The sequence below is a fragment of the Ruegeria sp. HKCCD6157 genome, from assembly GCF_013110685.1.
Taxonomy (GTDB): Bacteria; Pseudomonadota; Alphaproteobacteria; order Rhodobacterales; family Rhodobacteraceae; genus Ruegeria.
Window position 1 is genome coordinate 1,713,467 of record NZ_WVRB01000001.1, and the last position, 14,500, is coordinate 1,727,966.

At 57.7% G+C, this 14,500-nt stretch carries 15 protein-coding genes; 10 read left to right on the top strand and 5 right to left on the bottom strand.

The genetic code is table 11. The features are described 5' to 3' along the window. The first annotated feature begins 21 nt into the window (after positions 1–21). From GS612_RS08245 to GS612_RS08260, 4 genes are all read left to right on the top strand, one after another. On the top strand, positions 22–621 hold the full coding sequence (locus tag GS612_RS08245; RefSeq protein ID WP_171639637.1) for an NTP transferase domain-containing protein: 600 nt from the start codon (positions 22–24) through the stop codon (positions 619–621). 750 nt (positions 622–1,371) lie between these two features. Continuing rightward, complete coding sequence (locus tag GS612_RS08250) at positions 1,372–2,808, top strand: DegQ family serine endoprotease (protein ID WP_171639638.1); 1,437 nt, start codon at positions 1,372–1,374, stop codon at positions 2,806–2,808. 180 nt (positions 2,809–2,988) lie between these two features. Next, a complete protein-coding gene (locus GS612_RS08255; protein WP_152457754.1) occupies positions 2,989–3,669 on the top strand; it encodes a response regulator transcription factor in 681 nt (226 codons plus the stop codon). Next, positions 3,662–5,032 (top strand): ATP-binding protein, encoded by a 1,371-nt coding sequence (locus GS612_RS08260; protein WP_171639639.1) that lies wholly within the window; start codon positions 3,662–3,664, stop codon positions 5,030–5,032. Before GS612_RS08255 ends, GS612_RS08260 begins: the two co-directional genes overlap by 8 nt. Here the strand turns inward: GS612_RS08260 and GS612_RS08265 are convergent. Genes GS612_RS08265 through GS612_RS08275 form a run of 3 tightly spaced genes read right to left on the bottom strand, consistent with a single transcriptional unit; the run spans position 5,029 to position 7,772 of the window. Continuing rightward, positions 5,029–5,496, bottom strand: a complete 468-nt coding sequence (locus tag GS612_RS08265; protein ID WP_171639640.1) for a CYTH domain-containing protein — start codon at positions 5,494–5,496, stop codon at positions 5,029–5,031. The genes GS612_RS08260 and GS612_RS08265 overlap by 4 nt on opposite strands. Further along, entirely contained in the window at positions 5,493–6,248 is a 756-nt protein-coding gene (locus tag GS612_RS08270; protein ID WP_171639641.1) for a ParA family protein, read from the bottom strand. The genes GS612_RS08265 and GS612_RS08270 overlap by 4 nt, the downstream gene beginning before the upstream one ends. Positions 6,249–6,251: 3 nt before the next feature. Beyond that, positions 6,252–7,772, bottom strand: coding sequence for a CHAD domain-containing protein (locus tag GS612_RS08275; RefSeq protein ID WP_216603515.1), 1,521 nt, complete (start codon positions 7,770–7,772; stop codon positions 6,252–6,254). 305 nt (positions 7,773–8,077) lie between these two features. Here GS612_RS08275 and GS612_RS08280 point away from each other — a divergent pair, with 305 nt between their 5' ends. Beyond that, positions 8,078–8,425: a TfoX/Sxy family protein gene (locus GS612_RS08280; RefSeq protein WP_171168488.1), complete on the top strand. Its 348-nt coding sequence runs from the start codon at positions 8,078–8,080 to the stop codon at positions 8,423–8,425. Positions 8,426–8,479: 54 nt separating this feature from the next. Here GS612_RS08280 and ndk read toward each other — a convergent pair whose 3' ends face one another. Both ndk and GS612_RS08290 read right to left on the bottom strand, forming a co-directional pair. Beyond that, positions 8,480–8,902, bottom strand: coding sequence for a nucleoside-diphosphate kinase (ndk, locus tag GS612_RS08285; RefSeq protein WP_068334875.1), 423 nt, complete (start codon positions 8,900–8,902; stop codon positions 8,480–8,482). A 114-nt stretch (positions 8,903–9,016) separates the two neighbouring features. After that, the gene (locus GS612_RS08290) at positions 9,017–10,219 is read right to left on the bottom strand and encodes a multidrug effflux MFS transporter (RefSeq protein ID WP_171228882.1); all 1,203 of its coding nucleotides are present in this window, start codon (positions 10,217–10,219) and stop codon (positions 9,017–9,019) included. Positions 10,220–10,325: 106 nt separating this feature from the next. Here GS612_RS08290 and GS612_RS08295 point away from each other — a divergent pair, with 106 nt between their 5' ends. From GS612_RS08295 to GS612_RS08315, 5 genes are read left to right on the top strand one after another with little or no spacing between them, the layout of a single operon-like run. Further along, on the top strand, positions 10,326–12,176 hold the full coding sequence (locus tag GS612_RS08295; protein WP_171639643.1) for an ABC-F family ATP-binding cassette domain-containing protein: 1,851 nt from the start codon (positions 10,326–10,328) through the stop codon (positions 12,174–12,176). Beyond that, positions 12,173–12,562, top strand: coding sequence for an ACT domain-containing protein (locus GS612_RS08300; protein ID WP_171639644.1), 390 nt, complete (start codon positions 12,173–12,175; stop codon positions 12,560–12,562). The genes GS612_RS08295 and GS612_RS08300 overlap by 4 nt, the downstream gene beginning before the upstream one ends. Positions 12,563–12,564: 2 nt before the next feature. Continuing rightward, positions 12,565–13,182 carry a MarC family protein gene (locus GS612_RS08305; RefSeq protein ID WP_152457746.1) on the top strand — a complete coding sequence of 206 codons (618 nt, stop codon included), beginning with the start codon at positions 12,565–12,567 and terminating at the stop codon, positions 13,180–13,182. Positions 13,183–13,224: 42 nt separating this feature from the next. Beyond that, complete coding sequence (locus GS612_RS08310) at positions 13,225–13,806, top strand: TIGR02281 family clan AA aspartic protease (RefSeq protein WP_171640001.1); 582 nt, start codon at positions 13,225–13,227, stop codon at positions 13,804–13,806. 48 nt (positions 13,807–13,854) lie between these two features. After that, positions 13,855–14,475: an ImuA family protein gene (locus tag GS612_RS08315; protein WP_171228593.1), complete on the top strand. Its 621-nt coding sequence runs from the start codon at positions 13,855–13,857 to the stop codon at positions 14,473–14,475. Positions 14,476–14,500: the final 25 nt, after the last annotated feature.

The window sequence follows — 14,500 nt, forward strand, 5'->3', positions numbered from 1 at the left end:
GGCCCACGGCATTGTACCGAAATGACCGAAATACCCATTATCCTTTTGGCAGCGGGTCAATCCAGCCGCATGGGCGGCATCGACAAATTGATGCAGCCGATCAACGGCATTCCGTTACTAGCCCGCTCGGCACGCACAGCCTCCGCCGTGGGTCCTGTGATTGTCGCCCTGCCCCCTGAACCAAATCCCAGATATGGCGCACTTGATGGCATGGATGTCCAGATCGTTCCGGTCCGGGATGCGGCAGAAGGCATGAACGCCAGTTTGCGCGCCGCAATCCAAAAACTGCCGCCGGATTCATCCGCCGCGATGGTTTTGCTGGCCGATCTGCCCGATCTGACTCAGGCTGACCTGGCAACAATCCTGAAAGCGCGACTAACCCATCCCGACTACCTGATCTGGCGTGGTACAACCGAGGATGGAAAGCCCGGTCATCCGGTGGTGTTTGACAGATCCCTTTTTGGTCAACTGTCACAGTTGCAGGGGGACGACGGTGCACAAGAGATCGTGCGGGAGCATAAAGACTTTGTTCATCTGCATCCGCTGCCCGGCCGAAACGCACTTTTGGATCTGGATACCCCGGGTGACTGGAGGGCCTGGCGCAAAAAACATGCCCCCTGAACAAACACGGCCCGGTCTTATCGACCGGGCCGGTGCCCAAAACAGGACTACCACTTTGCTCAATCTCCAAAGTGTGGCCAGTGTGCTTTCAGAAACACTCCGACTCCCAAACAGCCAAACCTAAACAAGACCCCCTCGTTAACACGCCGCTATCACTTTTGGTGATCGAGTTAGCCGCCAGCGCCCCCTAGCGCTTTTGGCTCCCCTCACTTGGGCACCTTCATCCTCACTTATCCGATCGCTCGAAACAACGTAAAATTGGAAGGAATGGTTAATTTGGGTCTTCTACGAATGGCTTTTACGCAACATCGCGCGAGACTAGGATCAACTTAAAGGAGACTCTTCAAATTCGGAAGGGGTAGCGATTCGTGATTAAGCGCAAACTTATTCACCGATATCCGCACTCAATAAGATTTTTAGTGTGTCAAGCCATGCCTCACACAGACCCACCCACAACCATTGGAAGAGCAGCTTTTTTCTCCATCATTCGGAAGGATGATTGTCAACAAAACAAAACAAATTCAATATTTTTGAAAGTTTGACGCCATTTTTAGCAACAATCCTCCGATTCGCTCTGGTGCGGATCGGTGAAATTCCGCGAATCCCGATCGACGTCGACCGCAACCCAACACCGGCTTTGTGGCAAAATTAAGATTTATTAATTGATCAGTCAGGAAACGCCAATTCTGAGCATGCAACTGTTGTCTCAACGCGCAGCCGCAACTGCGCGACGATAATCAGGAGACACAAATGAGCATCCGCAAATCCTCGCTTCTACTTCCTCGCACTTCCAACTGGGTGGGTGTCAGCGCGCTCGGCGCGGCCCTACTGGCAACGACGGCTATACCGTCCATGGCGGACCAGGCATTGGCCGATCTGGTTGAGACCGTTTCACCCTCGGTCGTAACCATCATCGCTGAACAAGATACAGCGCCGACCCCAACCCAGGGGCAAAACTTTGACTTCGAAGGACACCCTTTTGGTGAATTCTTCAAACGCTTCGGCGGCCCCGAAGGGTTCAACATGCCGCAACGCGGCCCGTCTCAGGGCCTGGGTTCGGGATTTGTTCTGGACGAAGCCGGATACATTGTCACCAATCACCATGTCGTCGACAATGCCTCGACCGTGACCGTAAGGCTCAGCGATGACCGTACCTTCGAAGCCGAAGTGGTCGGAACGGACCCGTTGACGGATATCGCGGTTCTGAAAATCGACGCAGGAACTGACCTGCAAGCCGTGGAGCTTGGCGACAGTGACGAGATCCGCGTAGGTGAAGACGTGGTCGCCATCGGCAACCCCTTCGGCCTCAGTTCGACCGTGACCACGGGCATCGTTTCGGCAAAAGGCCGCAACATCTCGGAAGGCCCTTATGCCGAGTTCATCCAGACAGATGCAGCGATCAACAAGGGCAACTCGGGCGGTCCCCTGTTCAACATGGATGGCGAAGTGGTCGGTGTGAACTCGGCCATCTATTCGCCCAGCGGTGGTTCTGTGGGGCTTGGATTTGCCGTCACGTCGAACATCGTTGAACACATCGCGGCCGATCTGCGGGATGACGGACAGGTGAGCCGCGGTTGGCTGGGCGTGTCGATCCAGAACGTAAGCCCACAACTTGCGGCAGCGTTGGGAATCGAGGCTTCCTCGGGTGCGCTGGTGTCTGACGTGGTTGCCGGCAGCCCAGCAGACGGCGCCCTGAAGCAGGGAGACGTTATCCTGAGCTTCAACGACGATGCCGTGGAGTCCAGCGGTGACCTTCCCATCCTAGTGGGCACGACCAAGGTCGGCACCGACAGCACTCTGACCGTTTTGCGTGACGGCAAGATGGAAACTGTGACCTTGACGGTTGGCCAGCATCAGGCCGCATCGGCCGAGGCCGACAAACCGGTCGAGGCGGAAGTTGCGGGAACAACACTGGGTGTGACCGTGGCCCCCCTGACCGAAGCGGTTCGGGCAGAAAATGGTGTTGCTGAAACCGTCGAGGGCGTTGTCGTCACCGACCTGAAGCCCGACAGCCCTGCGGCAAAGGCCGGCCTGCAACGCGGCGATGTGATCGTCAAGCTCGGCAATCAGGACACTGTCACTCCGGATGCTTTGAAGGCTGCGCTGGACAGTGAAAAAACCGATCCTGCCCTGGTGCTGATCAACCGTGGCGGCAGCCAGATTTTTGTCGCGGTCGAACTGGCCTGACCTTGAACATGCGTGCGCCGCTTGATGGGGATTTTCGGCGCACGCCTCACCCGGCGGATCAGAGTTGTCCACTATCCGCCGGGCTTGCCGGGTGCCGGCCCAGCACCCGGCAAGAACTTCTTCTAACCATATGCTTTAGTTAAAATTTGTGTTTAAATATCAAAAGAAAGGATCCCGACCATGAGCCGCCGTCTGTTGATCGTCGAAGATGATGCTGACACCAGGGACTTCATCGCCAAAGGTTTTGGCGAAGAGGGGTATGTGGTCGAAACCGCTGCTGACGGTCGTGAGGGGTTGTACCATGCCACGGACGGTGGGTTTGACGCCATTGTTCTTGACAGGATGCTGCCCGGTCTGGACGGGCTGTCGCTGATCAAGTCGATGCGGGCCGCCGGTTTGAAAACCCCGGTTTTGATGCTGACGGCGATGAGCGCCGTGGACGAAAGGGTAAAAGGGCTGCGCTCGGGCGCTGACGACTACCTGGTCAAGCCTTTTTCGTTTCAGGAGTTGCACGCCAGAATCGAAGCCCTTTTGCGTCGCCCTCAGGAATCCGAAGAGACGCCGACATTGACTTGCAAAGACCTTCAGATGGACTTGTTGACTCGCAAAGTCACACGCGACGGGCACGAGATCACCCTGACACCGCGTGAGTTTCAGATTCTCGAATTTTTCCTGCGCCGCAAAAACCGTGTGGTGTCGCGCACCATGTTGCTTGAAGGGGTTTGGGATTATCATTTTGACCCAAACACCAACGTCGTGGACGTGCATATTTCGAAGTTGCGACGCCAGTTGGACGAAGGCGGCGACGCGCCATTGATTGAAACCGTCCGCGGAGCGGGTTACATGATGTCCGATGGATAACCTTCGGCTTTCCCTGAACAATTCCCGCACAAGGCTGGTTGCAACCAGCATGTTTCTGAGCACGATTCTGACGGCGTCTGTACTCGCCATCGTCTATGTGACCGCCAATCGAAGCATCGAGGCCGAAACCCGCTCGGTCGTATCAGCCGAGTTGACAGGGCTTGCGGATGAATACGAAAGGCGTGGGCTGATAGGTTTGATCACTGCAATTGAGCGCCGTTTGCCAAGTGCCGCCGAGCGGGACGCGCTGTATCTTTTGACAGACAGGTTGGGGGTCAAACTTGTCGGCAATCTCAAGTCTTGGCCGGTGAACATTGCCGCTGGAAGCGGTTGGGTGGACTTGGAATTGCGCCGGGCCGACAATGATCAGCTTGTGCCGGTTTCAGCTGCATCCATCCGCCTTCCGGGCGGCGAGCGCCTGCTGGTTGGACGGGATGCAGCGTCGCGCCAGCAATTCGACAGGGTTTTGTTTCGCTCGGTTGCGTTGGCGCTTGGGATTGCTTTGGTTCTGAGCGTCATCACCGGCTGGTTGTTCACGCGTTTGGTGTTTTCACGCCTTTCGGATATCGCCAGTACGGCCGAGAACATCGTTTCAGGCGACCTGTCAAAACGGATGCCGCTGCGCGGAACTGGGGACGAATTCGATCAGGTTTCAGGCACATTAAACAACATGCTTGACCGGATCGAGGAGTTGATAAGCAACCTTCGGACCACCTCGAATTCGATTGCTCATGATCTTCGCTCGCCTTTGTCTCGTCTGCGGCAAAGGGTCGAAGCCCTCTCTGAACCCGACAAAACCGACTTGGATCGCGAGATCGACATTGCGCGGGCGACGGGTGAAATCGACCACGTCCTGCGGGTTCTGGGGCAGCTCACCGAAATCTCTCGGGCCGAGGCCGGTCTGGGACGAGAACAATTCGAAACCATCGATTTGCAGCAACTTGTTGGCGATGTTGTCGAGCTTTATGATCCGGTGGCCGCCGATCAAGGCGTGCAGCTTGAAGTCAAAGGGTCTGCCCCTGCCATTCAAGGGCACCGGCCGCTTCTGTCGCAAGCTCTTTCCAATCTGTTGGAAAACGCAATGCGTTACGCGCCGGAACATACTGCAATCACGATCTCGATCGGTTCTCGCGACGGTTTCACCCAACTGAGCGTCAGGGATCGTGGCCCCGGCGTGCCGCCTGAAGAACTGGATCGCCTTCAGCTTCCCTTCGTGACACTTGACCCCGCGCGGACGGAGCGGAATGCGGGTTTGGGCCTGGCTCTGGTGGCGGCAATCTCACATATGCACGGCGGAAAATTTGCCGCCCGGAACTGCGACCCCGGGCTGGAAACCACGATCAATCTGGCACAGCTGCGTTAATCCGGAACGCCGTATATCGCCATGGTTTTGTTCTTGTATCGCGTGTCGGCGGTGACATCCGCACCGAACCAATCCGGTGGCACGTACCCTTTGGCCTGCGCCTCCGAGGTGAACTCTACCTCGACTAGGCGCAGCGGCGCCAGATCGCCTGAAAAGACGTCCAGTTCGAACAGCAAACCATCCGGCAAATGGCCGGTGTAGCGCTCTTTTTCAACCCTGCGCCCTTCGGTTTCCGGCCAGAAGGTTTCGAACTGATGCGCAGTGATCTCTGCCTCTCGTTCTACCCGGACCAGACCACCAACCCCTTTCAAGGTCAGGAAATACGCATCGTTCTTTTGCCTCAGCCGCAGCTCGGTGGAATCGTCGGGGGCCGTCAGATAACCCTGCCTTACGACGGCTTTTTTCGCTTTGCTCAGGTCCGGCAGGCTTGCAACCAGAAACTTGCGCTCGATTTCCTTGCTCATTGGTTCGAAATCACTCCGTTTTCCAGCTCTTCAAACAGCGCCCTGTAAGACGCACAGGCCGCACTGCGCCCGGCATAGGTACAGACCGGGGCACGATATTGACCCATCTTTTCAATATCCGCTGCGAAAGGAACCACCGCCTGCAAAAAGCGTTTCGGATACAGCTTGCGCATCGCCTGCATGGTTTCCTGATGCAAAACCTTCCGGTGTTGCACCATCGAAAAAAAGGCGCGCAGCTTTTTCTTGCGCAGCTTGTGTTGTTCAAAAAAGCTTACCAACTGATCGAAACTCCGCTCGGACAGGGTTGTCGGTATGACCGGCACGACGATTTCATCGGCAGCTTTGAAGACATTTTCGGACAAAGTCGAAAAGTTGGGCGGGCAATCCAGAATGATCACGTCATAGTCGCTGCCTGCGGCCATCAAAGCTTTTTTCAGTCGCGAGCGTTTGTTTCGCATCCGCGACAGGAACACGTCGAAGTCGCGAAAGGTCAGGTTCGCCGGCAGAACGTCCAGCCCTTCGAAATCACTGGCCCGGATCGCCTTGATAAACCGCTCCACGTCCTCGAAAAACCGGGCATCCTTCAGCTTTTTTGATGGCTTCACCCGAAAGTAGAACCCTGAAGCGCCCTGGGGGTCGAGATCACACAACAGCACCTGTTGCCCCGCCTCCGCATAGGAATAAGCCAGGTTCACCGAAGTAGCGGTTTTGCCAACACCGCCCTTGTTGCTGTAACAGGCAATGATCTTCATTCCTCACTCCTCTTTTCGGTGAAACAAGATCCGAAACAGGCGCCGGGTATCTGGCCCGTCAAACTTCTGAAAGCTGGCAATCACGCGGCTCCGCTCGGCCTTTTGGCGCTGATCCAGAACCGCGATCAATCCCCCAACGGCCAGGCCCATCCGCGCATCCACATGGCCCCGCGTGTCGCTGTGCTGCGCGACAAAGGCCAACAAGGACTTTTGCTGAACAGCGCAGTCGTTGAACACGCCCAGATTGTCCTGTAGCTTTTTCAACGGCTTGATGATTTTCTTGAAGCTCCTTTCATCGAACAGAGGCCCAAAAATCTCCATCAGATAGCGCAGTTTCTTGCAATCGATACGAAGGTCATGCACGGTTTCGTCCGGAGTTTCGTCGGTGATACCGCGTGCGATTTTGCAAACCTTGCGATACCGTTTCCAGATCAATGCGCACGCGTATTCATGTGCTGCCCGTTTCGCGTTTGATCCGGGCGTCAGGTGATCCGTTCCGTTGAACATCGCCGTCAGATCGGACATACGGGCGTTGTATTCGTCACTGCGCAACCGGCGGGACAAGCGTGACAGTTCCTTGGCGCGCTCCTTCTCGAAAAGGTCGAACATCTCTTGCAGGCCCGCGTGAAGACTGGGCGGTACCAGACTGAAGTATTTATCTTTTTCCAGAAGGTAGACATCCAGATCACGCAAACGTCCGGTGGCGGCCATGAGATCGGAAAAGACACGCTTCAATTGCACTGTCTGCGCGTCTGAAAACACGCCTTTGAACAGGCTGATCACGGATCGGACCTTTCGCAATGACACCCGGTAATCATGCAGAAACTCTGTGTCGATATCGGCTATCATCCCATATTCGTTTTGCCGGGCAACTTGCAGATATGTTTGAATGATATCTGCCGCGACCTGAATAGATGGCTCAGCTTTTCCCATCTTGATCTCTGGCTTGGCGCGATAGGCGGCCATGCCCGGGAAAAGTCCGGCACAAAGCGCTTCGACACCCGGTCCGCCCCTGGACAAGGCGGAAAACGCGGTGTTCACTTTTTGAAATTCTTTCTGATACCCCCGCAGCCGCTGAAGCTGAACGATTGCTGCCTGACCCGTCTGCGAAGACAGGCACCAAACCGTTCCCCTGACCAGCGTTTTCTCCAGCTCATCCAATATGGCGAGGGGATTCGTCTGAATCTCTCCGGTTCCGATCTGCATCAGCGCACGCAGTTTGGGGAAACCCTTCAAAGCCGCTTTCACCGGACCCTGCGGCAGGTCTTGAACAAACCGCCCCTGCCCCTTGCCGCGTTGAGACAGCGGCGCACAGCCGTTCTGGAAAAGCCACAGTGTTTCTGCGACCTCAACCAGAACACGACCTGAATTCCGCATCGATTGATCGTGGCAATCCAAAAGCACGAAAGATCTCGATTCCGTTGATGGGCCGATCCTGATCGTGAACCCGGGAATGAGCTTTTCAACATGCGCTTTGTCAATGGATTGGGACAGAATGCACTGAACACTTGAAGGTTCGGTCATGATCCACCAATCCAGGGCGTTTTCAGGTGTTCATTGACATTTGTCTCAACGATCTTCTGCACGCTGGTTCCTTCTTCGACGGTTCTGATCCTTCATCACGTTCAGCGTATTCGGCTTTTACCTTGGTCAGCAGTTTGTCTGGCCCTGGACCCACCCGCTTTTGGTATCTGTTGGCTTTTGAAACCCGGACCGCCGAGGCAGCATGACTTCATGAGAGCGGAAACACCAGAAGACAGCAAGACATTATGTTTCGCCAACGCGCAAACATGGGTGACAGACCCCAGAGGTGCAATTAAGACAGGCTCATGAGCGATCCAGTTTCTTCGATCCGCAACCTTGGCCCGGCTTTCGAGCAGGCCTGCGCGCGCGCCGGCATCCACTCGGCTGATGAACTGCGACAGCTGGGACCGGATGAAGCCTATGCCCGGCTTTTGCGGGCTGGTACCAAAGCACATTTCATCGGCTACTATGTTTTGGTGATGGGGCTTCAGGGACGCCCCTGGAATGATTGCAAGGGTGAAGAGAAAAAGAAGCTGCGACAACGTTTCGACGCGATCAAGGCCGGCAACAGCGCCGCGCCGGAAAACCGGATGGTTGCCGATCTGGATGCCGTCGGGGTTCGGGTTGAACCCAAAGATCTAAAGCAGGTCTGAACAAAAAAAGGCCGCTCCTGGCGGAGCGGCCCGATCTTTCGGCAAAAAACCGGTTTAGCCGACCAGTTCGATGCCCGAGAAGAAATATGCGATCTCAACAGCCGCTGTTTCCGGTGCATCCGAACCATGGACCGAGTTTTCGCCAACCGATTCAGCAAATTCCGCGCGGATGGTGCCCGGTGCTGCGTCCGCCGGGTTGGTTGCACCCATGACTTCACGGTTCTTCGCAATGGCACCTTCGCCTTCCAGAACCTGAACAACGACCGGAGCCGACGACATGAATTCGCACAGTTCGTCATAGAACGGACGCTCGGCATGTACTTCGTAGAACTTGCCGGCTTGTTCCTTGGTCATGTGGATGCGCTTCTGCGCAACGATACGCAGCCCGGCTTCTTCGAACTTGGCGTTGATCTTGCCAGTCAGGTTGCGACGCGTTGCGTCGGGTTTGATGATCGAGAATGTACGTTCCAGTGCCATGTCGGCCTCTCCTTACAATGTGGCGCGGGTCCGCGCCGAAATCCATCGCGCGCCGCGTACCACGGTCTTTCGCTCATGAAAAGTGTTATGATGGTTTGCCTGCCGCTTTGGCGCTCAGAATGTATCCGGCAAAGGGTCTACCCGGTCCAGACGCCGAACGTAAAGCACTGCAAGCAAACCTGCAAAACTGCTGGCCCACATCATGCCCAAAACCAGAAACGGCCCGTTTTCAGGGCTGACAAACGCACCCGTCATCGAGGTCAGGATCGCGCCAAGCCCGACCACCATCGCCCCGGACAACCCTGCCGCGCTGCCTGCCAGTTTGGGTCGCACGGACATGACCCCTGCCGAAGCGTTTGCATTGGTCAATCCATTGCCGAACCCAACGCAGATGGCCGAACCGAAGAATACCCAGACTGACCCCAGCCCGGCGATGAACAGAAGCAATCCGCAGAATGGCCCGGTCGAAGCCACAACGCGGCCGATCAGGATCATTGTCGTCAGACGTGTCCGTGCCGCGATCCGACCAGTGACGAAGTTACCGACCATGAACCCGCCTGTTATGATACCAATCCCAAGTCCCAACATGGCAGGGCTCAGATCAAACCACGCGGCAGCCACCAACGGCGCGCCGGTGATGAAGCTGTAAAACCCACCAATCGAAAACGATGCGCATAAGGCATAGCCCCAGAATCGGCGGGCGCGAAACAGATCGGGATACTCGCGCAATTGGGCTGTAAAAGTTGAAGAGCGGTTTGTATTGGTCTCGCCCATGTCGAACCAAAGCAAAACCAGCAGCCCTGCCCCCAGCACAGTGTAAAGAACAAACCCCGAGCGCCAGCCAAAGAGCATGTCGAGCGTCCCACCCAGCATAGGGCCAAGCATTGGGGCCAAAGCCATGGCCATCGCCACATACCCCAGTTTGCTTGCAGCCTCGTTCGGCGGATACCGATCTCTGATCGATGCGCTGGAAAGAACCGACCCAGCCACCACCGCGGCCTGCAAAAGACGAAAGCCCAGAAAGGTCCAAATGGCCTCGGCCAGAGAGCATCCGATTGAGGCGATGACGAAGATGGTGATGCACATCAAAAGTATCGGTCTGCGCCCGTAACGATCGGAAAGCGGACCCATGATCAGCTGCAACACGGCTGAAACCGCCAGATACCCGGCAACCGACAGGTTCACCAAGCCATAATCCACACCGAAATCCGTACTCATGTGGGCCAAAGACGGCAGGAACATGTTCAGTGACAAAACCGACAGTGCCGTGGCAAAAATCAGAGTGACCAAGTGCGGAGGTGTCCGGGCCGCGCGCATGTGAAAACCGTTCTGAATAGCAAACGACACAGCGCTATCACATTGCTGAAAGATTGAACATGCCGAGCCGCTGGCGGTGGCAACACAGCTCTGCTAAGAGCGCCCCATGTTACGGATCCAAGACATCACCTATGCCGTTGAAGGTCGCCCGTTGTTTGACGGCGCAACCGCGACGATTCCCGATGGTCACAAGGTTGGCCTTGTCGGTCGGAACGGAACCGGAAAGACCACGCTGTTCCGCCTGATCCGGGGCGAGTTGGCTTTGGAATCGGGCAATATCTCGGTCCCGAAACGCGCTCGGATCGGTGGCGTGGCGCAAGAGGTGCCCTCTTCTGACGTCTCGCTGATCAACACGGTCCTGGCCGCCGACACCGAACGCAGTGCATTGATGGCCGAGGCCGAAAGCGCCGAAGACCCTACACGTATCGCCGAGATTCAGACACGTCTGGCCGATATCGACGCCTGGTCCGCCGAGGCCCGCGCAGCTTCGATCCTCAAGGGGTTGGGCTTTGACGACGAAGACCAGCAGCGCCCCTGTTCGGATTTCTCGGGCGGCTGGCGGATGCGCGTTGCGCTGGCGGCGGTGCTGTTTTCTCAGCCCGATCTGCTGCTGCTGGACGAACCGACCAACTATCTGGACCTCGAAGGCGCGCTGTGGCTGGAAAGCTATTTGGCCAAATATCCGCACACTGTGATCATCATCAGCCACGACCGCGGCCTTCTGAACCGCGCCGTGGGGTCGATCCTGCATCTGGAAGACCGCAAGCTGACCTATTACGCCGTGCCCTACGATAAGTTCGCGGAACGCCGTGCGGAACGGCTGGCACAGGCGGAATCGGAAAACGCCAAGGCCAAGGCCCGCATCGCACATCTGCAAAGCTTTGTGGATCGGTTCCGCTACAAGGCGTCGAAGGCCGTTCAGGCCCAGTCGCGCCTGAAGATGATCGAACGCATCCAACTGGTCTCGACCCCGCAAGAGGCCGCCCTGCGCGCCTTCAGCTTTCCGGAACCCGAGGAACTGTCGCCACCGATCATCCAGATCGAAGGCGGCGTCACCGGCTATGGCGAAACCGAAGTGTTGCGCCGCCTGAACCTGCGTATCGATCAGGATGACCGTATCGCGCTGTTGGGCAAGAACGGACAGGGCAAGTCGACCTTGTCCAAGCTGCTGTCGGACCGGCTGCCCCTCATGGCGGGCAAGATGACCCGCAGCAGCAAGCTGCGCATCGGTTACTTTGCGCAGCATCAGGTGGATGAGCTTTACGTGGACGAAACGCCGCTGGACCACCTGCGCCGTCTGCGCCCTGACGAAGCACCGGGCAAGTGGCGATCGCGACTGGCCGGGTTCGGGTTGAATGCGGATCAGGCGGAAACCGAGGTCGGGCGCCTGTCGGGCGGACAGAAAGCGCGGCTTTCACTGCTGCTCGCCACGATCGACGCGCCCCATATGCTGATCCTTGACGAGCCGACCAACCACCTTGACATCGAAAGCCGCGAGGCGCTGGTCGAGGCGCTGACGGCCTATTCCGGCGCGGTGGTTCTGGTCAGTCACGACATGCACCTGCTGAGCCTTGTCGCGGATCGGCTCTGGCTGGTTTCGGACGGTACCGTCAAACCTTTCGACGGCGACCTTGAAGCCTATCGGTCCCTGCTGCTGGCGCGCGACAGACCCGTCAGGGAAAAGCCCCGCGCGGTCAAATCGAAACGCCCCCCGCGCGAGACGATACTGGCCTTGCGTGCGGATCTGCGCAAATGCGAGGACCGGATCGAAAAGCTGACGGAAATGCATGACAAGCTTTCGACCAAACTGGCCGATCCGGCGCTGTACGAGGACGACAGGATCAACGACCTGGAAACCTGGAACCGCAAGTTCACCGAAGTCACCGAGGCCATGCAAAAAGCCGAGGCATTGTGGGTCGCGGCCGCCGAACGGCTTGAACAGGCAGAAACCGCATGAGCACGCCCATCACGGATACCGACGCCATGATCGCGGGTATGCATCCCGACTTGCAGCCCGGTGAATTTGCCTTTGTCGTATGGCCAGAAGACAAGCCCTGGCCACAGGGCACGCGGGCCAGCTGCGCCGAGGCCGAAGGGCTGTCTCTTGTCGTCCCGATCGCTGCGGCACCGCAAGATGCCGTCGCGATGCGGTGCATCACGTTGCAGGTTCATTCCTCGCTGGAAGGAGTTGGTTTGACCGCCGCCGTTTCCAGCGCGCTGGCACGGGCCGGCATTCCCGCGAACATGGTCGCGGGGTATCATCACGATCACGTCTATGTCCCATCAGGTTGTTCGCAGGACGCCCTGCGTATCCTGCAAGACCTGCAACGGAGCAGCAGATAACAATGGACAGTGCATTTCTGATTACCGCGTTCACAACACTTTTCGTGGTCCTTGATCCGCCCGCGCAAACGCCGATCTTCGTGGCGCTGACACAGGGTATGGACTGGCACACGCGCCGGTCCATTGCCATTCGGGCCTGCCTGACGGCGGGCTTCATCCTGGCCCTGTTTGCCGCCTTTGGCGAAGCCCTTCTGGGGTTTGTTGGCATCTCGATGGAAGCGTTCCGCGTTGCAGGCGGCGTCCTGCTGTTCCTGACCGCGCTGGATATGCTGTTTGAACGCCGCACCAAGCGACGCGAAAGCAGCGCCGAGGAAGAGGAACACCCGGACCCGTCCGTCTTTCCCCTGGGCATCCCGCTGATTGCAGGCCCCGGATCGATTGCAACGATGATTCTGCTTGCGGGCCAGCAGCCGGGCATTCAGGGCCTTGCTATTGTCATCGGTGTGATGCTGGTTGTGCTGGCAATGGTCTTCGTGATGTATCTGACATCTGGCGCGGTCGCGCGGGTTTTGGGCAAAACCGGGCTGAACGTGTTGACCCGGCTGCTGGGGATGTTGCTTGCGGCCTTGTCGGTGCAGTTCATTCTCGATGGCCTCAAGGCCTTTGGTTTTGCGTCTTAAACCCCCATATATGTGACGTGCAACTTGAGTGGGGTGAACCCTTTGGACAGCGTCGATATCGGACAACTGGTCTATCTGGTCGTGCTTGGGCTGGCCGTCGCGTTCTGGTTCGTTTCGCAAAACCGCCAGTCCCTGAACAAGACGTTGCAGCAGGTGATGGCCTGGGTGTTCATTTTTGTTGGCGTCATCGCCGTCATCGGCCTGTGGGAAGACATCCGGTCTTCGGTTGGCCCTGCCCCGCAGATGACCGTCACCGGCAACGTGATCGAGGTGCCTCGTGCCTATGATGGTCATTATTACCTTCCGGTTTTGGTGAATGGTGAGCCGATCAACTTTCTTGTCGACACCGGCGCCAGCCAGATCGTTCTCAGTGCCCGGGACGCAGAACGTGTAGGCATCGATCCCGATCAACTGAACTATTTCGGCCGCGCCCTGACCGCCAACGGCGAGGTGCGCACAGCGCCGGTGCGGCTTGACACCCTGACCACAGGCCCCATTACCGACCAGAACGTATCGGCCTGGGTCAATGAGGGCGAGCTGGATAAATCGCTTTTGGGGATGGAATATCTGCATCGTTTCTCGAGCGTCCAATTTGCAAATGGCAAGTTGATCCTGTCTCGTTGACGGCCCTGACCACTTGAGAACAAAAGTGGAACATGCTAGCATTCCGGCATGTCCACTCAACTTCTTGGCCACAAAACTGCGCGTCAGGCGCCGGGGGTAAAGCTCCATCCGCAGATCACCCTGGAACTGGGCCGCGTGCACGAGGCATGCGGCCCCGCCCGGCGCAGCTTTGCCATGTGGCTAGCCGGTCAGACGCAGGGGCCGGTCTTGTGGATTTCCCCCGCCTGGGAACCCGGCCAGTTGAACCCCGATGGGATGATGGCCTTTGCCGATCCGGCCCGGTTCATTTTTGTTCATCCCACCCGTGCCGAAGATCTGCTGTGGTGCCTGGAGGAGGCGCTGCGCAGCGGGGCCATTCCGCTGATCATCGGCGACCTGCCCGGCGCACCGGGGCTCACGCCGATACGCCGGATGCATCTGGCCGCCGAACAGGGGGGTGCGATGGGGCGGGCTCCGCTTGGTTTGCTGCTGACACCCGGAGATGGCGGCGCGCAAGGGGTTGAAACGCGCTGGCACATGGCGGCCACCCATCGGGATGAGGCTCGGATCTGGGCTCTGACACGCCGCCGCGCCCGTGCCCTGCCCCCGGTCACATGGCAGGCCACCATGACCGCCGCCCGTGCCGGGTTACATCTGGAACGGATCGAAACCGAAGACACACCGGCATAAAGCCACACGGATCACGCAAGATGTG